We start from the raw sequence: 18,021 nt of genomic DNA, 5'->3' as shown, positions 1-18,021 counted from the left end.
CGTTATTCTCCCGATCTGATCAGTCTTCAAAAACAGGCAGGGGGACCCCCGACCCGACACAGTCTTTCAGAGCGCCGTCGATAATAAGCGTACGGGCCGCTTCCATATCCGGCGTAAACAGGCGGTCCTGCGCAAAGAAAGGCACAGTTTTCCGCAATGTCTTCGCGACGGCAAGCAGTGGCGAAGATGTTTCAAGAGGGGCCAGGAAATCAAGCCCCTGTACGGCCGCCAGATATTCAACCGCAATGATCGTCCGGACATTATCCACGATATCGCCGACACGACGCGCGGCAAACGTCGCCATCGAGACGTGATCCTCCTGATTGGCCGACGTCGGCAGACTGTCCACGCTCGCCGGATGCGCCAGCGTCTTGTTTTCGGATGCCAGAGCCGCAGCCGTGACCTGTGCGATCATGAAGCCCGAATTCAACCCGCTGTCCTGCACCAGAAATGGCGGAAGGCCACTCATCTGCGCATCGACCAGCAGCGCCAGACGCCGCTCTGCAATCGCGCCCACTTCGGACACGGCAATCGCCATGAGATCCGCAACTATGGCCACAGGCTCGGCATGGAAATTACCACCCGAAATCATTTCGTCCGTATCCGGGAAATGGATCGGATTGTCCGAAACCGCATTCGCCTCAATCACCAGAACCCGCGCCGCCTGACGCAGATTGTCCAGACACGCTCCCATGACCTGAGGCTGACACCGCAGGCAGTATGGGTCCTGAACGCGCTCGTCATCTTCAAGATGCGACGCGCGGATGGCAGAGCCTTGCATCAGCGAACGATAAACCGCGGCGCACTCGATCTGTCCCCTCTGTCCGCGCAGTTCATGCAAACGCGGATCGAACGGCGCATCCGTGCCGCGCGCTGCATCAAGCGTCAGGCCGCCTGTAATGAGCGCCGCGTGAAACAGACGCTCGGCATCCAGAAGCGCTGCAATTGCCAGCGCCGTAGAGGCCTGCGTGCCATTCAGAAGAGCCAGACCTTCCTTGGCTCCCAGAACCAGAGGTTCAAGTCCGGCAGCTTTCAGAGCCTCGTCCCCCTTCAGGCGCTGCCCCTCATAAAATGCCTCACCTTCGCCGATCACCACGGCCGACATATGCGCCAGCGGAGCCAGATCGCCCGAAGCCCCGACCGATCCTTTTTCCGGAATGACAGGCACAACCCCCCGGTTCAGCATGTCCAGCAGAAGCTGCACGATCTGCGGACGCACACCCGAATAGCCGCGCGCCAGTCCATTGGCCTTGAGCAGCAGAATGAGCCGGACCACACGTTCCGGCATCGGCTGGCCGATCCCCGCAGCATGGCTCAGCACCAGATTGCGCTGTAAATCCCGCAGGCGGTCATCGGGAATGCGGGTTTTCGCGAGTTTTCCAAAACCCGTATTCACCCCATAAACTGGCTCGCCACGCCCGACGATACGCTCCACGGATTCCGCTGCACGTTGCAGAACCTCGAAGGTCGCATCGTCAAGACGAACATCCATCTGCCCGAAATAGAAGTCCCGCAGATTGTTGAGTGCGATCTTGCCGGGGGTAAGTGTGAAAATGCTGGTCGTCATGATGGTCTCAGGCTCCGCGCGTGATCATGGGAAGGTCGAGGCCCTTCTCGCGGGCGCAATCTGTTGCAATATCGTAACCGGCATCCGCATGTCGCATGACCCCCGTAGCCGGGTCGTTCCACAACACCCGTTCCAGACGCCGCGCCGCATCGGGCGTACCGTCCGCTACGATCACCATGCCGGAATGCTGGGAAAAGCCCATGCCGACGCCACCACCATGGTGCAGCGACACCCAGGTCGCGCCTGATGCCGTATTCAGAAGCGCATTCAGCAGCGGCCAGTCGGATACGGCATCCGATCCGTCCCGCATACTCTCGGTCTCACGGTTCGGACTTGCCACCGAGCCACTGTCCAGATGATCACGGCCGATCACGATCGGGCCCTTGAGTTCGCCACTGGCAACCATTTCGTTGAACGCCAGCCCTAGGCGGTGACGGTCCCCCAGACCAACCCAGCAGATACGCGAGGGCAGTCCCTGAAAGTGGATCTTTTCCCGGGCCATATCGAGCCAGTTATGAAGATGCTTGTCGTCTGGCAGCAGCTCTTTGACCTTCTGGTCCGTCTTGAAGATGTCTTCCGGATCTCCCGAAAGCGCAGCCCAGCGGAACGGACCGATACCCCGACAGAACAGCGGGCGGATATAGGCCGGCACGAAACCCGGGAAGGCGAAAGCGTCTTCCAGACCCTCATCAAAAGCCATCTGACGAATGTTGTTGCCGTAATCGAAGGTCGGAATACCCTGACGGTGGAATGCCACCATGGCCTCAACCTGAAGCCGCATGGATTCACGCGCTGCCTTCTCGACTGCCGCCGGATTGGTAATCCGCATCTTTTCAGCCTGCTCCAGAGACCACCCCGCCGGCAGATAACCATTCAGCGGATCATGGGCGGAGGTCTGATCCGTCACGCCATCCGGACGAATGCCGCGCCGCACCAGTTCGGGGAAGACTTCCGCGGCATTTCCGAGAAGCCCCACGGAAACCGCCTCACCTTTCGCGCAGGCATCCTGAATGATGGCCAGAGCCTCATCGAGCGTGTCGACCTGACGATCCAGATATCCCGTCTCCAGACGCTTGCGGATACGGGACGGTTCACATTCAACCGCCAGCATGGACGCACCGGCCATGACAGCTGCCAGAGGCTGCGCGCCACTCATGCCGCCCAGACCGCCCGTCAGGATCCAACGCCCTTTCAGGCTGCCGCCATAATACTGGCGTCCCATTTCCACGAAAGTCTCGTATGTTCCCTGAACGATGCCCTGCGAGCCGATATAGATCCACGATCCCGCCGTCATCTGCCCATACATCATGAGCCCGGCCCGATCGAGTTCGTTGAACTTCTCCCAGGTGGCCCAGTGCGGCACGAGATTGGAGTTCGCGATCAGCACACGCGGGGCATCCGCATGCGTCCGGAACACACCAACCGGCTTACCGGACTGCACCAGAAGCGTCTGGTCATCTTCCAGATCGCGCAGCGCCTCGACAATCCTGTCGTAGCAGTCCCAGTTTCGGGCAGCCCGACCGATGCCACCATAAACAACGAGTTCGGATGGCTTTTCCGCGACCTCGGGATCCAGATTGTTCATCAGCATTCTGAGCGCCGCCTCTGTTTGCCAGCTTTTTGCCGAACGCTCAGGGCCAATCGGGGCGTGGATGACACGATCATTCGAAAGGCGGTTGCCGGGATCACTCATGGGCTTCATCCTGTATGAACTTGTATATACCAATACTCAAATTGCTCTGCGGAATTGTCAATCCATTTATGAAATGACATCGGGATTTATTTTCCCGAATGTGCCGTCTCCGGCCTCCAGCACAACGCAGTTTCAAGCAGACTGTCGATCATCCGGGACAGGCGCACCGCTTTCTCCAGATCAATCGGCCACGGCGCCTCTTCGCTCCGCAAATAGGTGGACTGCGCAATTTCGAGCTGGATCGCATGGATTCCATGCTCGGGCTGCCCATAATGTCGCGTCGTGTATCCGCCCTTGAAACGGCCATTGACGACGTGGCTGTACCCCACATTCGCAGCCAACCGTTTTTCCAGAAGCGTCTGGAGTTCCCCGCCACAGGACTGCCCGCTATTGGTCCCCAGATTTAGATCCGGAAGCGCACCCTCAAACAACCGGGGAATCGTGGATTTGATAGAATGCCCGTCCCACAGAACCGCCCATCCCCATTTCTGGCGCAATCTTTCAAGCTCTTGCGCAACAGCATCATGGTAGGGGCGCCAGTACGTTTCCCGGCGCTCGGCGATCTCACTTTCGTCAGGTGCCTGCCCAGCCCTATAAATGGGCTGCCCGTCAAATGTCAGCGCTGGCACAAGCCCCGTGCTTGGGCGTCCCGGATAAAGTGCCGCATCATCCGCGCCCCGGTTCAGATCCACCACATAACGGGAATGATTGGCCCTCAACACGCCCAGGCCCTTCGACAGCGCGCCTGCATAAAGATGCTCCATATACCAGTCGGTATCAGGCAACTGACGCCCGCGCTCTGTCATACGCCGCTCCATGCCAGGGGCCAGATGAGAGCCGGAATGAGGGAGGGTCACGAGCACTGGCATAGTGCCGCGAACAAAGGAAAAAATATCCGTCATGGTCAGGATTTCCTTATAGAATCAGAGATCGAGGAGAACCCGCACGGTACGTCGGAACGCCGCCGTTACGGCGTCATGGTTCAGGTGTCGTCCATCGCGCACGCACCACTGGCCACCACACAGCACATCTTTCACGGGAGGCTGGCATGATCCAAAAACAGCAGCATCAAGAACGGCATCGTCCTGAAGATACGGCAGCGGCAACAGGTCCTCGTCCAGCACGCAGAGATCAGCCCGCGCTCCGACAACCAGCCCCCAGGACTCCAACCCACAGGCACGACGTCCGCCATCCAGCGCCTGCCGATATAGCCATCCCCCCGTAGATCCCAGCGCCTCGGCCGGGAGAGCCGCGCATCGCGTCTGCGTAAAAAGTCTCTGACCGTATTCCAGAGTCCGTAACTCTTCCCAGGGGCTGATCAGCACATTGCTGTCGCTCCCGATTCCGAAACGGCCTCCCGCATTCATATAAGATGCCAGCGGGAACAGACCGTCTCCCAGATTGGCTTCCGTAATCGGACAGAGCCCCGCCACAGCTCCGGAACGCGCCATATCCACAACTTCGGAAGAGGACAAATGGGTCGCATGAACCAGACACCACCGCTCACCCACATCCGCCTGAGACAAAAGATATTCCACAGGCCGCGCGCCGACGGAGGCAATGCACTCCTCCACTTCCTTCTGCTGCTCGGCCACATGGATATGCACCGGCCCTGTCTGCGTAGACAGAAGATCTGCAACCGTCTTCAGATCAACCGCACGCAGCGAATGCAGTCCCAGCCCTACAGAGAGTAGCGGCGTTTCCGACCAAGCCGACCGGGTCTCGCTGATGATCTTCTCAATGAGTTCAGGCGTCGTCGCGAAACGCTGCTGCGCCTCCTGCAAAGGACGACCATCAAAACCGCCGCGCTCATAAAGCGTCGGTAAAAGCGTCAGGCCAATCCCGACCGCATGCGCCGCCTCCCCTAACCGCAGAGACATTTCCGCCACCTGCCCATAGGACGCGCCACCCTGCGCATGATGCAGATAGTGAAACTCCGCGACCTGCGTATATCCAGCCGTCAGCATTTCCATATACAGGTAGCTTGCAATATCCTGCATCTGCTCGGGCGAAATGCGATGGGCAAGCTGATACATCAGCCGGCGCCAGGTCCAGAACGTATCTGCCGGATTCTGACGGCTTTCAGCCAACCCTGCCATGCCGCGTTGAAACGCATGAGAGTGGAGACTCAGCTGTGACGGAACAACAATCGCTTTGCGTACAGCCCGGTCAGGCACATCGGCGTCCGGGACGATTGCGTCAAACCGTCCGGCAGAAGAAACAGAAATCCTTACATTTCTGCGCCAGCCGTCCGGCAGAAGCGCCTGCTCAGCAAACAGTTCCATAACCTCAACATTCCTTCCCTCGGCACACGGAAAGTCTTTGCTTTTTCCATTGGTTGCATGATGATAATGGAATTATAAGACTTGTATATACCACCACAGCGGATTTGATGCCGCAAGGAAGAAAGCGAATGTGGGATACGCTCTGGACAGACATTCATGTCGCAACCGCCGATCCGGCACTAATGTCGGAAAAGGACGGTTATGGCTGCATCCACAACGCGGCCATCGGTATTGAAAACGGACAGATCTGCTGGGTCGGGGCCGCCCGCGACCTTCCTGAATCTCCGCAGGTTCTGGCACGTGATATCCGTTCGGGAGATGGCCTCTGGATGACGCCCGGCCTTGTGGATGCCCACACCCATGTCATTTACGCTGGCGATCGCAGTCTGGAATTTGCGGAACGTCTCAATGGCGTCTCATACGCAGAAATCGCGCGCAAGGGCGGCGGTATTCTCTCGACGGTCAACGCAACCCGCAGCATATCTGAAAACGAACTCTTCGACGTAACGGCCCGCCGCGTACGCCGCATGATTACCGAAGGCACAACGACCGTCGAAATGAAGTCTGGCTACGGCCTTACTTTGGAAGACGAACTCAAACAGCTCCGTGTTGCCCGTGCCATCGGGAACGCCCTGCCTATACGCGTTCACGCAACCTTCCTCGGCGCACATGCCCTGCCACCGGAATTCAGGGACCGGCAGGACGATTATATCTCCCATCTCATCACGGACATTCTCCCTCAGGCAGTAGAAGAAAAGCTGATCGACAGCATTGACGGTTTTTGTGAAAATATTGCTTTCACCACCGATCAGATCGAACGCCTCTTCATGGCGGCACATGATCTGAGAATTCCCGTCCGTCTCCATTCCGAACAACTCTCGAACAGTGGGGGAACAAGCCTGGCTGCCCGCTACGGCGCTCTTTCGACCGACCATCTGGAATATGTCGTGGAAGACGATGTCATGGAACTCGCCAAAGCCAGCACGGTCGCCATGCTGCTCCCCGGAGCTTTCTACTTCATCCGGGAGACGCGCACACCACCCGTGGACCTGTTCCGAAAACACAATGTTCCAATGGGACTTGCTACGGATTGTAATCCCGGAACCTCTCCAAGCGTCAGTCTCACCGGTATCATGAACATGGCCTGCACCCTCTTCCGCATGACCCCGGAAGAGGCGTTGTCCGCCGTGACCCGGATCGGCAGCCAGGCGCTCGGCCTTCAGAACATCACCGGCACGCTCACAACAGGAAAGGCGGCGGATATGCTTCTATGGGATATCGCCGGGCCACACGAACTTTCATACTGGATCGGAGGCAGAAGACCGCTTCATCGAATTTTTGACGGTAAACTGGACCCTGTGATATAAAATTACATCATCTTATCCATACAACCTCTTGTCTTAATTACAGTTTCGCCAGGATGTTTTTGGGATTGCCGCTCTCTAGCTGAAGGACAGCCCGCGACATGAAGATAGACGTCTCCCGGGAACGATCTCCTGCCCGTTACGAGCAGGTCAAAATTTATATTACCGAGCGTATTCAGGACGGAGAATGGAAAGAGGGTCAAAAGCTTCCTTCCGAGAGCGAACTGGTCGAACTCCTCGGCGTCTCCCGCATGACGGTCCATCGGGCACTTCGCGAACTCATGACCGAAGGAATCGTGGTCCGCGCGCAGGGTGTGGGAACGTTTGTCTCACGCCCTGCCCCGAAGGCCGATCTGTTGGAACTTCACGATATTGCCGATGACATTCTGAGTTCAGGCCATATCCACACTGCCCAGGTCATCACACTGGAAGCCATCCGTGCTGACATTGATCTCGCATTTTCCTTCGATATGCGGCCAGGGAGCAAGTTGTTTCACTCGGTGATCGTCCATTTCGAAGATGATATCCCGCTTCAGGTAGAAGAGCGTTTCGTCTCCCCTGCATTCGCACCTGAATACCTTCAGCAGGATTTCACCCTCACCCATCCCCACCGACATCTTTATCATATTTCCGGCCCTGATGAGATTGAGCACATTGTCTTCGCTGTCGCCCCCAGTCAGGAATTGCAGTCCCTGCTGGACATCCCCCCTCACGCCCCCTGCCTCCAGCTTGTACGGCGCACATGGGTCAAAGGCCGCGTCGTCATGAAAGGCATCTTCACCTATCCAGGGAGTCGATACAGCTTGGGCGGCCGACGCAAATCTTCCTCAGACGATTTTTAGGATCCCGATTAGCAGTGAATGCTTGATCAATTAAGTGTCAAGTTATGAAAATGTTGGGAGATCATACGCTTTACGTGAATGACCGTTGAAATATCTTATGACACTCGGATACGAGATAATGATATATTCTAAACACAAATAGATACATAAAATTAATTATTTAAAATAATCTCCAAAAATATGTCAGAATTATTTTTACAATCTAATTTCTGAAAATTTTTTTACTTTGATTTAGACAGATAAAAAACTCCAAAACTAAGAAAGCTCTATTCTTATGGTCTGATAAGAATCGTCCCGATAGCCTCTCGGGATGCGAGACGCTTGTAAGCGTCCTCGTGTTCTTCCAGTTTCCATGCGCTATCGATGACCGGTCGAACAACTCCCTTCTCAATGAAAGCCCGAATAGCGCTGAAGGCATTGGACACGGCCTCGTCCGTTTCCAGCCAAGCGTCGTATCCGAGCAGGCGCTTTTCATGAATGACGACTTCAGCCAGATCCAGACAGGCTTCAGCGCCACCAGCAAATCCAATGGACACAACTGAACCCCGCTTACACACTGATTTTATCAGTTCCCTGAGCAGCGAGCCGCCAACTGGATCGAATGCGAGGTCGGCGCCCTGGCCCGCCGTAAGGGAAAATACAACATCCGACAGGATCTCAGTTGAGAGATCTACAACCGCCGCCGCCCCACTCTTACGGGCAGCTTCTGCCTTCAGGGGACTGGAAACGACTGCAACAGGCCTCGCCCCCAAAGCTCGCGAAAGCTGGATCAAGGCGTGACCGACTGCTCCGGCTGCTCCTGAAATCAGAAGCGTCTGCCCCGGTTCAATGTGTCCAACGCGTGTTAAGGCCTGGTATGCAGTTACATAATTGATAGGGAGCGCCGCGCCTTCGGCCAAACTGATCGTGTCAGGCAATTCGAAAACATGACTGTTTTTGACGGATACATATTCCTGTTGCAAACCGTCTTCCGTGATCCCTAATTGGCCACCGCCGTAAATTGCAACACGCGTTCCAAGTTGAAAGAGGTCGCTACCCTCTACTGTACCTGCGCCGTCATTGCTCAGAACCAGAGGCGCCTTGGCTTTATTGAAAAGACCTCGACGAATTTGCCCCGAAAGTTGATTGACCGTCGCGGCATGCATTTTGATCAAAGTATAACCTGACCGAGGCAAAGGTTTAGGACGTTCCTCAATAGCCATTGAGGGGGCTGTTCCAAAAGACATGCAAACCAGAGACTTCATGATGCTTCCCTCATGCTGAAAACGTTCGATGGTGACCGGCGGATTGCTGTTGATCGGTTTCGTAATATTTGGACCGCCTCCTCTTACAAAATCACTCTGCTTTTCTATGGGTCGCCAGATAGAAGGCGCTCAGAATGACAATCAAAGCGCTCATCCAGAAATTGGCTCTCAATCCGAAATGATCGACTATTGCGCCCCCAAGACTTGAACCGACTGCAATGGCAACCTGCGCGGTAAAGGTGAACATGGCGGCCGCAGCTTCTGAATGGTCAGTCTCGATACTGCGATGCCAGGTATTGAGACACAGGGGCAGCGCTCCCCACGCGACGGCCCAGAGAAGAATGAGTACCGTTTCAAATTTTGGAAAGATCAGCAGCACCGGCAGGAGCAAAAAGGGTATTGCCAGCGATATTTTTGAAGCAAAAAGCGTCGCCTTGAGATTGTTTTCCAAAAAGCGGCTGGCCACGAGGTTGGAAGCAAACCCGATAGCACCATAAGCCAATAACAAGAACGTCACAGCCCCTGAAGGAATACCTGCTTCATGGATAAGAGGGGTCAGGTAAGTATACGCTGCAAAATGGGCCGCAAAAACGGCAGCAATCATAACGATACTTTTCCGCGCTTCAGGCAGCCTGACGAATGCTTTGAAGTCCGTAAGCCGCACATGGCTTTCCGCTGGAACAGCTGGAAGCATTCTCCACTGCATGAGTAAGGCGGCAATGGCGATGATTGCGGCGGCCACGAATGCACCGCGCCAGGATGAGTACTCGGCGACCAGAGATCCCATGGGAACCCCAAGAATCATGGCTGCCGTAACCCCTGCGAAAACAGCCGCGGCTGCCTGATGCGCTTTGTCCTTGGCAACGAGTTCTACTGCAACAGAGAGGCCCATGGCCCAGAATGCGCCCAGACTGATCCCGACCAGTGCGCGACTGAGCAGCATCACGGCAAATGTCGGTGCCATGGTGGCAATCAGGCAACCTGCGAGCAGAATAAGAGAGAGCCATAAAATAATCCTGCGACGATCTGTGCGTCCGGAAAACAGCATAACTCCAGGAGCGGAAAGTGCTGCCATCATTCCAGGAACTGTCATGGTAAGCCCCGCCGTTCCCGGACTTACAGAAAATGTTCTCGAAATATCAGGCAGGATACCAACAGGAAGAAATTCGGTGGTGACTGATGCAAATGAACCCAACGCCAGAGACAGAATAGCCAGCTTCTGGCAGGTAGGAGAAATCTCCCGAGAAATCAAATTCTGCATGATGGAAGCATATTTTCTGAAATTTTAGATCGGAGAGATGAATTCCGAGATACATCACTAATAAGATAAAGAATAATAAAATTATTATTTGCTATTACTGATGTACTTATATTCATCTGCGGTACCAATTTCCATATGAATTGGGATGGGATCAATCCACACGAGGAGGATGCACCCTTGACCTTGCTTGGAGATTTTCCAGTCTTAAAATCGAATTTTCCGCAAGACTATAGAGTTTTTCATCAAAAGGTTTATGAGAAAATTTCAGTAATAAAGATCTATCAATTATGCACCGCTCATGAAATGCTCTGTTGTATGAAGCGGTTCGGGAAATCTCGATCTTTTGCGAAAGACAAAAGATAAGCGCCTTTACATCTGACCGAGATGGCGAGTTATCTGATCGATACCGAGGCAGACCGTATGCACTTACCTGACAGGAGGTCTTTCATGACGGATCAGGATTCCAAAACGTTGAGGCTTATTTTCCCTCAGTGGCAGGGTGGCGATAATCCTCCCTATTATCTGGGGTCAAAACTTCTGGCCTGGCTGGCCCCTCCTTCTGCTGGCCCTGTTGAGGAAGTTCCAGTTGACGCTCCGACTGACGTTCCTCTGCCAGTCGAGGATGAAATGCGGGGACGCAGTGTTCTGATGAAACAGATTCAGGACGCCCGGAAAATCATTGAACGCCATCAGCCGAAGTCACTGGCGGTGCTGGGCGGGGACTGTCTTGTCTCGCTCGTACCTTTTTCGTGGCTATCGGAGCGTTATGACGACAGGCTGGGTGTGCTCTGGATTGATACCCATCCAGACGTTCAGACCCCAAAGCAGTATACGAACGCTCATGCACACGTTCTGGGGGCTCTGTTAGGTCATGGCGATCCTGATTTGACCAAGGCAGTGACGAAGCCGCTTCCTGCAAAGAATGTGATGATTGCAGGCATCCATGACCCACTTCCGTTCGAAGCCCAATTCATTGCGGATCATGGATTGCGGACATGTTCACCCCAGCAGGTGCGTGATGGTGCACAGCCCGTCATGGAGTGGCTAAAAGACAGCCAGATTGAAGTCCTTGCCATCCATCTGGATCTGGATGTGCTGGATCCGCACAACTTCCGGTCTCTGCTTTTTGCAAAACCGGGTCGTGGCAAGCATGATTTCGGAGACGTTGCCGAAGGCAAGCTCAATATTCCCGATGTTCTGAAATTAATTCAGGAAGTGACAACCGAAAAAGAAGTGGTCGGTATGACGATTGCCGAACATATGCCTTGGGATGCGGTAAACCTGCAGGAAATGCTCAAACAGCTTCCTCTTATCGGAGGTTAAACCTTCGTCCGAGAGAGCCTGTATCCTTATGAGCCGGCTTTCTCATTTTACTTTCATTTCCTCGACGAACAGCGACAGAGGCATCGAATGGCGGTGATGTCGGGGGTAAAAGAGATGAAACCCGAGATGTGTCGGACAGAATGGCTCCAGAACTGCTATCAGTTTGCCATTCTGGATGTGTTCTTCGACAACGATTTTAGGAATATAGGCGAGGCCAATACCGTCCAGGCAGGCATCCCGTGCGCCGAACACATTATTGCATACAAACTGGCCGACAGGCTGAAACTTCAGGTCTTTACCCTTCTGTCTGAAACGCCACCGATAAATCTTTCCATGGGTTGGTAAACGAACCCCGATACAGTTGTGTTCGTGCAGGCTGGCCGGGTTTTTTGGGACGGCATGGCTTTTGAAATAGGTCGGGGACCCAACAACCGCAAATGGGATGTCAGGAGATACAGGCACTGAAATCATCCCCTGAGTCACCAGTTCCCCAAGGCGCACCCCTGCATCGAAACCTTCATCCACGATATCAATCAGACGCAGATCTGTTGAAACCTCCAAGGAGATTTCCGGGTAGTTCTTTAGAAAATCTGCAATTCGGGGTCGAAGAAAAAAGCCCAGAGATTCATCTGTCACGGTGATCCGCAGATTGCCTCTGGGACATTTGCGGAATTCATCTAGGCTGCTCATCCGGTTCTCGATTTCGTCGAAAAGCGGCTGAATATTCTGCAGAAGATAATCTCCCGCAGGCGTGGGAACGACACGACGTGTTGTTCTCGTCAGAAGGGTGACGCCCAGTCGTTCCTCCAGAAGACGCATGGTGTGGCTGATTGCCGAGGGCGTGACGCCTCTACGGGCCGCTGCCTTTGTAAAGCTTCGTTCTTGCGCAACTGCCAGAAAAGAAAGCAGTTCGCTAAAATTTTCTCGTGACACTTGCTGAGTAAAGTCCTGTTTTATCGCGTGTTATTAGCGATAATCTTAGTGCGAAATGCCTTTCGGATCATAGTTTATCTTACTCTGAATGATTGGCTTTCACTCATCAATCAGGATCCTTTTAGCTTCTTAGAAGCCCTCTTTTCTATATCCCTTGCGCAGAAAGAGACACTCGGTTTCGTCCCAATACACCTATCCGCTCATTGATGCAGGAACAGCAAAACGGCTGCCGCCTTCACCTCGGACGCTTATTTCCAAGTAAAAATTTTGTTGAAATGAAGCTTGGTCGGTGGATTATTCCGACGCTTTTTGTCAAGGCTGCTAGTAGCGCGGATCGGTCACACCAAAGGCGGTATGAATACCAAGCTGCATGCCAGTCACCGATCAGAATGGAGAACCGTTGAGCCTCTTCATGACAGCCGGACAGGTCAGTGATTACACTGGGGCTCTGCTCTGCTGAACAGCCTTCCGACAGCACGACGATCCGTGCCCATCACAAGATAGCCGGGAACACGGCTGCAGGGGCCGTCAAAAAAGGAAGGCACAGGAAACACCGAAAAACCTGTGAAGTTTTTGGCCGCTTCTAGGGAAGAACTTGGCAACAAGGCCTGCGTGGAAGCAGATGCTCGTAACAGGGCGTTATCTTGCATGCTTTCGCCCAGTCAGGTGCATGAACTGATTTGCACCCATGTTCTGCTCGACGATACTGACGCAAATTCCGCAAAGATCTCCGGAGCCGGAAAACCGTCCTGTCAACCAGACACGGAAGAATGATCTAGAACTCGCCTGCCCCGAATGAACTTATAGACACCAGTATTTCGTCGAAAAACCTTTGGACAAGGATCAAGGACGGACGGCTTATCACAAACCGATACGAGAAGAGAGTTCGCCTTTACCACAGCAGACCAAATCAATACCCAAAAGTTCCTAGATTATAACTAGATGATAATAAAATTCTATCCTCCAAACCCAAAATCAGTAAGTACAAAAATTAGAGAATAATTTAAAATAACATTTCTATTTCTTAATAAAAATATAAATAAAATCACACAAAATCTCTTTATATTTATTTTTTATATTTTTTTCTTGGTAACTTCCATCAAGAAAGCATCTTAAAAATTTTAAAACTGAATACAGTTTATTATTTGAAAAAATAGAGAGTCTATTTTTGTATTTTTTTGCTAAACTACAGTAAATAAAAGATGGCCTCTTATCAAGAGATAATCCTTCATTTAAAAATGACTCAGATATTTTTGACATCTTATCACAAGCCTGCAGTAATAAATTAATATATTCCCCTCTATCTATGGAAATCAAATGCAATTTCTCTAAAATACGGTTTTTTCTACTTTTTTTACTCCCAAATACATTGTTCCCATGCTGCCTATAACGAGCTAGGGGTTGAGAATCATACGCCATTGATCCGGCTGCTGTCCCCAGAAAATATGCCCATCTATCGTGTGAGAGCTTTTCTGTTCGACAAAACGGATCGGTAGGACGATCGTTGGAATCCACGGAATTCCAGACGCTCCTTTTTATAACTATACTGAAGCCGTAAACCAAATCCCATGGGTCAAGATCTGCAATGCTATAAGTCCCACTTTGAAGGGAAAGACCGTGGTGGCCAATTATATTACCTTTTTCTGTAATTAATTTACTAGCATGTCCGAAGATCGCAATTTTAGAGTCGAAAAAAGATTTTTGAGCACGCTCTAGTTTATTATTCTCCCAGATATCATCTTGATCGCAAAACGCAATTAAATCGCCGCTACACAAAGAGGCTGCCTTAAAAAAATTTTCGATAAATCCTAATTTTTTATCATTTTTTATAATTTTCACCATAAAACTAGATTTTTTTGAGAAATTATCACAAATTTCTATTGTTCTATCAGTTGAACAATCATCGCATATAATAATTTCGATAGGTTTGTATTTTTGATTTTCCAAAGACTCTAGTTGTTTTTGTATATATTTTTCTCCGTTATATGTGGCCATAGCTATAGATATGGTTTTATAATTCTGCATTTACACAACCTCTATAAAATCTTATTCTTTTCTATAACATACTAAAGAATTATAGCCAGACGGAGTATGCAGAAATATTAGCACTCTGAGCCGCTCCGGAATTGGCGGAGATCTATTCAGCCTAGAAAAAAGTTTGATGAGCCATTCTGTGAAAAAATTTTCCCCTGAGGTTCGTCCCGCCACAGTTCGACTGCTTCTGGAGCATGAAGGCGAGAATCCGTCGTATTGGACAGTATGGTATCGATTGCTGGCAAGATTGGCTGTTCGAGGCATACGCTGAACGAATGGGTCAAGAAGGCGAAGGTCGAGAGCGATAAGCGGGCCAGCGTTTTTTCTAAGACTACAGATCAACCTATCAGCCTACTATGAGCAGTTGCGCAGACGACGCGCGATCAAAGACGAAGATCAGTCTAGAAATAGCATAATGCTACGTTGAAGCCGGAAATTCTGCGGTTTCCTCGGAGCATTTCTGCATCTACGGCGTGTGCAAGGTCTTACGTCAGCTTCTTAAGGCGTGTCGTCATTTAGCTTACGATGCCATAAGGCCTGTTTTCATCTGATCTTTGATATTTTTCTCCGTTTTTTGGAGATGTGTGGATGTGCCGGTATGGTCTGAGCGATGATCAGTGAGAGCAGATAAAGGATCTTCTCCCGGGTCGGGAAGGTCATGTCGGCGGGACATCTGCGGATAACCGGCTGTTTGTGGAAGCAGTTTTATATCGTTACCGCGCCGCCATTCCGTGGCATGACCTGCCAGTGTAGTTCGGGGACTGGAAGAATGTTCACAAACGACTGCGTCGCTGGTGCGAAAGCAGCGTGATTGAACGGATTTTCCACCATCTGCTCGCCGATGATCGAGCCAATGAATACATGATGATTGACAGCCCGATTGTGCAGGCTCACCAGCATAGTGCGGGCGCCCATAAAAAAGGGGCGACGATCAGATCATCGGACGATCCCGTGGCGGACTAACCACGAAAATCCATGCCATTGTCGATGCTGCGGGCAAGGCCATGGCTCTTTCGCTGACGCAAAGGCGAGAGCCGACACCACTGAAGCAGAACCTCTCCTCGATGAAATCGATCCCAAAGCCTTTATCGCCGACAAGGCGTATGATGCTGATCCGCTTATTGAAAAGCTTGAAGAACGGCAGATCACACCCGTCGTCTTCCATTTCCGGATGAACCGGGACTTCCGGTCAATGGAGACGTGGAATTTGTATCCAAAGAACGGGATGACGAGATCTGTTGTAGGGATAGTCCCGTCATCCTGCCGCTTCGCTTTGGTAAACTTCAGCGTCCAGCTTGCATGGCGATCTTTATGAGACAGCTTTGCGCTTGGCCTGCCAGTCTTCGGGAACACGTTTTACCCGGAAATCTGCTTTTTCAGCGTTCATATTGCGCGGCCTGGGAGCGGTTACCAGTACTACATCCAAGATATGGCCGGACATTGGCAGATAACCCGCGTCGCGCAGCGTATTATCAAAACGATCACACAGCCTTTCAATAGCACCCGCCTGGATCAGACACTCGCGAAACAGCCAAATCGTTTTGGCACCTCCATACAATCCTGAATGCAGGCCCTCAAAGGATTCAGGACACAGATACTGCCCGCCTGCGCAGAAGGCATTCCAGCAGACGGACCCCCTCCATGAAGTCATCCATCTCCATGCTTTCGTCTGGATTATGACTTCCGTTGCTATTGCGCACAAAGAGCATTCCCGTCGGGACGTTTTGCAAGGCAAATATCGCCGCATCATGCCCGGCACCGCTTGACATCGAAACAAAGGGAATGTTCAGCGAGGTTGCAAGAATTCTTGCGTCCGCCTGCAAATCTGCATTCATGACGGCAGGTGTACTACAGGTCCTCGGCCCAAGCTCCACACGGACGTGATAATCCTGTTCAACACGACGCGCCTGTTGAATAACCAACCCGTTGATCCGCTCAAGAAGCGCTTCGTCCCGGGAACGGATATCAATCACGAGATCCAGCTTCCCGGGAACCGCCGCAAAATTCGCTTGCGCCTCGTCGGTCCGGCAGACGCCAAACGTCAGAGTCATCTCTTCTCCGTCAGTTTCCGCCTGTTTCCAGGCCTCGTGCAGAGCAGTCATCATGCTGGCCCCGGCCATCACGGCGTCTGAACGGAAACGACGCGGCGTCGCCCCGGAATGGGCATATTGACCATGAATAGCAGCCGAGCGATACCGCGTGCTCCCGCAAATTCCGGTCACAATCCCCACCGGAACATCCGCTTCCAGTAGAACAGGCCCCTGTTCGATATGCAGTTCGACAAAACAGTCGATTTTCGCGGTATCCAGAACCGATGCTTTTCCGCACAGGTCGGGACTGGCACCACAGTCCTGCATGTGATGCCTCAGGCTTAGACCATCGTCGCTTCGCGGAGTTTCGAGCGCAGAAGGCTCAAGCAGCCCGAAAGCCGTTCGGCTTCCCAGATAGGACAAAGGAAACCAGACGCTTTCTTCTGCACGTGTCACGATCAGTGTCGTGTCCCGTTCCGGCCGAAAAGCCGCTTTGACCCAGGCACTGAGCACGAGAAGACCAGCCACTGCACCCGCCGCCCCATCAAAATTTCCGCCACATGGAACAGTATCGAGATGCGACCCCGTCATGACGACAGGAAGGGTCCGGTCACGGCCGGGAAGCGTCAAGTAAAGATTGGAAGCCCAATCACGACGCACCTCCAATCCGTATTGCCCTGCCACCTCCATGAACAGGTCATGGGCGAGATTTTCTTCCCTTCCGTAAGACGGTCGCGTCATGCCACGGCCGTCAAAACCGATCTCATACAAACGACTGAAAAGATGATGTCCGAGATCGACATCCACCACAGGCGCGGTCACGCTGTTTGTCTCGGGTTGACTAGAACAGAACATAGGCAACCCTTTACTGCTTGGCGAAAAGTTGTTTCATGTTGGCGAAAGCTTTGAATTCCAACGCATTTCCTGCGGGATCGCAGAAAAACATCGTCGCCTGCTCGCCCGGCAGCCCCGCAAAACGGATCTGTGGCTCCATTCCAAAAGAAATGCCATGACCGCGAACACGCTCCGCCAGAACCTTCCAGTCTTCCATGTCAAGAACAACGCCGAAATGCGGGATAGGCACGTTATGACCGTCCACGGCCCCCCTTCCACCTTCACTCCCACCCCGACAGGCATCAGGAACCAGGTGCGTAACGATTTGATGTCCATAAAGATCGAAATCGATCCAGGCTTCCGTACTCCGCCCCTCTGCACACCCGAGAACAGTTCCGTAAAAGGTCCGGGCGGCTGCAAGGTCGTCGACCGGGAATGCGAGATGAAACGGATTAACCATGACTGCACCATGACTTTTCTGGAAAAATCCGCTGATATCATATTCGTCGGCGTAACAATCGTGCGAATATATGACTTCAGAAGAAGGTAAATCCGATGTCTGATCTCTTTCGCTACGTTACGCTACCCTGACAGACCCTTCGGAGACCTAC

The 18,021-nt window shown here is 52.5% G+C and carries 13 protein-coding genes and 3 pseudogenes; 5 read left to right on the top strand and 11 right to left on the bottom strand.

Annotation, left to right across the window (positions count from 1 at the left end):
- Window positions 1-19 precede the first annotated feature (19 nt).
- From hutH to JK176_RS03695, 4 genes are all read right to left on the bottom strand, one after another.
- Entirely contained in the window at window positions 20-1,567 is a 1,548-nt protein-coding gene (gene hutH, locus JK176_RS03710) for a histidine ammonia-lyase (protein ID WP_194263205.1), read from the bottom strand.
- Between the two features lie 7 nt (window positions 1,568-1,574).
- Window positions 1,575-3,260 carry a urocanate hydratase gene (gene hutU / locus JK176_RS03705; RefSeq protein WP_211586459.1) on the bottom strand — a complete coding sequence of 562 codons (1,686 nt, stop codon included), beginning with the start codon at window positions 3,258-3,260 and terminating at the stop codon, window positions 1,575-1,577.
- A gap of 86 nt (window positions 3,261-3,346) precedes the next feature.
- Entirely contained in the window at window positions 3,347-4,162 is an 816-nt protein-coding gene (gene hutG, locus JK176_RS03700; protein WP_211586458.1) for an N-formylglutamate deformylase, read from the bottom strand.
- Between the two features lie 21 nt (window positions 4,163-4,183).
- Entirely contained in the window at window positions 4,184-5,545 is a 1,362-nt protein-coding gene (locus tag JK176_RS03695) for a formimidoylglutamate deiminase (RefSeq protein ID WP_211586457.1), read from the bottom strand.
- A 128-nt stretch (window positions 5,546-5,673) separates the two neighbouring features.
- Here JK176_RS03695 and hutI point away from each other — a divergent pair, with 128 nt between their 5' ends.
- Window positions 5,674-6,912 (top strand): imidazolonepropionase, encoded by a 1,239-nt coding sequence (gene hutI / locus JK176_RS03690; protein WP_211586456.1) that lies wholly within the window; start codon window positions 5,674-5,676, stop codon window positions 6,910-6,912.
- 98 nt (window positions 6,913-7,010) lie between these two features.
- Window positions 7,011-7,751 (top strand): histidine utilization repressor, encoded by a 741-nt coding sequence (hutC, locus tag JK176_RS03685; protein ID WP_211586454.1) that lies wholly within the window; start codon window positions 7,011-7,013, stop codon window positions 7,749-7,751.
- A gap of 272 nt (window positions 7,752-8,023) precedes the next feature.
- On the opposite strand, the gene JK176_RS03680 is transcribed toward hutC, so the two are convergent.
- Together JK176_RS03680 and JK176_RS03675 are read right to left on the bottom strand one after the other, a co-directional pair.
- A complete protein-coding gene (locus JK176_RS03680) occupies window positions 8,024-8,995 on the bottom strand; it encodes a zinc-binding alcohol dehydrogenase family protein (protein WP_211586453.1) in 972 nt (323 codons plus the stop codon).
- Window positions 8,996-9,086: 91 nt separating this feature from the next.
- Entirely contained in the window at window positions 9,087-10,256 is a 1,170-nt protein-coding gene (locus JK176_RS03675) for an MFS transporter (RefSeq protein WP_211586452.1), read from the bottom strand.
- A 447-nt stretch (window positions 10,257-10,703) separates the two neighbouring features.
- Here JK176_RS03675 and JK176_RS03670 point away from each other — a divergent pair, with 447 nt between their 5' ends.
- Window positions 10,704-11,579, top strand: a complete 876-nt coding sequence (locus JK176_RS03670) for an arginase family protein (RefSeq protein ID WP_249194171.1) — start codon at window positions 10,704-10,706, stop codon at window positions 11,577-11,579.
- 42 nt (window positions 11,580-11,621) lie between these two features.
- Here JK176_RS03670 and JK176_RS03665 read toward each other — a convergent pair whose 3' ends face one another.
- On the bottom strand, window positions 11,622-12,512 hold the full coding sequence (locus tag JK176_RS03665; protein WP_211586451.1) for a LysR family transcriptional regulator: 891 nt from the start codon (window positions 12,510-12,512) through the stop codon (window positions 11,622-11,624).
- A 333-nt stretch (window positions 12,513-12,845) separates the two neighbouring features.
- Between JK176_RS03665 and JK176_RS15210 the strand changes: the two are divergent.
- Window positions 12,846-12,989, top strand: a pseudogene (locus JK176_RS15210) (IS5/IS1182 family transposase); the annotation flags it as partial.
- 540 nt (window positions 12,990-13,529) lie between these two features.
- Here JK176_RS15210 and JK176_RS03660 read toward each other — a convergent pair.
- Window positions 13,530-14,537 carry a glycosyltransferase family 2 protein gene (locus JK176_RS03660; RefSeq protein WP_211586450.1) on the bottom strand — a complete coding sequence of 336 codons (1,008 nt, stop codon included), beginning with the start codon at window positions 14,535-14,537 and terminating at the stop codon, window positions 13,530-13,532.
- Window positions 14,538-15,173: 636 nt separating this feature from the next.
- Between JK176_RS03660 and JK176_RS14950 the strand changes: the two are divergent.
- Window positions 15,174-15,705: pseudogene (locus JK176_RS14950) on the top strand (IS5 family transposase); the annotation flags it as partial.
- Here the strand turns inward: JK176_RS14950 and JK176_RS14945 are convergent.
- From JK176_RS14945 to JK176_RS03635, 3 genes and pseudogenes are all read right to left on the bottom strand, one after another.
- A pseudogene (locus tag JK176_RS14945) lies at window positions 15,699-16,092 on the bottom strand (IS5/IS1182 family transposase); the annotation flags it as partial. The pseudogenes JK176_RS14950 and JK176_RS14945 sit on opposite strands and share 7 nt — an antisense overlap.
- Before the next feature lie 37 nt (window positions 16,093-16,129).
- Window positions 16,130-17,398 carry a Zn-dependent hydrolase gene (locus JK176_RS03640; protein WP_349291897.1) on the bottom strand — a complete coding sequence of 423 codons (1,269 nt, stop codon included), beginning with the start codon at window positions 17,396-17,398 and terminating at the stop codon, window positions 16,130-16,132.
- Between the two features lie 43 nt (window positions 17,399-17,441).
- Window positions 17,442-17,870, bottom strand: a complete 429-nt coding sequence (locus tag JK176_RS03635) for a VOC family protein (protein ID WP_211586447.1) — start codon at window positions 17,868-17,870, stop codon at window positions 17,442-17,444.
- Window positions 17,871-18,021: the final 151 nt, after the last annotated feature.

This window comes from Gluconobacter sp. Dm-73, from assembly GCF_018256215.1.
GTDB lineage: Bacteria > Pseudomonadota > Alphaproteobacteria > Acetobacterales > Acetobacteraceae > Gluconobacter > Gluconobacter cadivus.
The sequence above is the reverse complement of the archived record's forward strand: the minus strand, read 5'-3'. Positions and strand labels throughout refer to the sequence as shown.

What these genes read in the sequence shown, in the direction of transcription:
- hutH (WP_194263205.1), bottom strand. Translation starts at nt 1,567, where the DNA reads ATGACGACCAGCATTTTCACACTTACCCCCGGCAAGATCGCACTCAAC.
- hutU (WP_211586459.1), bottom strand. Translation starts at nt 3,260, where the DNA reads ATGAGTGATCCCGGCAACCGCCTTTCGAATGATCGTGTCATCCACGCC.
- hutG (WP_211586458.1), bottom strand. Translation starts at nt 4,162, where the DNA reads ATGACGGATATTTTTTCCTTTGTTCGCGGCACTATGCCAGTGCTCGTG.
- JK176_RS03695 (WP_211586457.1), bottom strand. Translation starts at nt 5,545, where the DNA reads ATGGAACTGTTTGCTGAGCAGGCGCTTCTGCCGGACGGCTGGCGCAGA.
- hutI (WP_211586456.1), top strand. Translation starts at nt 5,674, where the DNA reads ATGTGGGATACGCTCTGGACAGACATTCATGTCGCAACCGCCGATCCG.
- hutC (WP_211586454.1), top strand. Translation starts at nt 7,011, where the DNA reads ATGAAGATAGACGTCTCCCGGGAACGATCTCCTGCCCGTTACGAGCAG.
- JK176_RS03680 (WP_211586453.1), bottom strand. Translation starts at nt 8,995, where the DNA reads ATGAAGTCTCTGGTTTGCATGTCTTTTGGAACAGCCCCCTCAATGGCT.
- JK176_RS03675 (WP_211586452.1), bottom strand. Translation starts at nt 10,256, where the DNA reads ATGCAGAATTTGATTTCTCGGGAGATTTCTCCTACCTGCCAGAAGCTG.
- JK176_RS03670 (WP_249194171.1), top strand. Translation starts at nt 10,704, where the DNA reads ATGACGGATCAGGATTCCAAAACGTTGAGGCTTATTTTCCCTCAGTGG.
- JK176_RS03660 (WP_211586450.1), bottom strand. Translation starts at nt 14,537, where the DNA reads ATGCAGAATTATAAAACCATATCTATAGCTATGGCCACATATAACGGA.
- JK176_RS03635 (WP_211586447.1), bottom strand. Translation starts at nt 17,870, where the DNA reads ATGGTTAATCCGTTTCATCTCGCATTCCCGGTCGACGACCTTGCAGCC.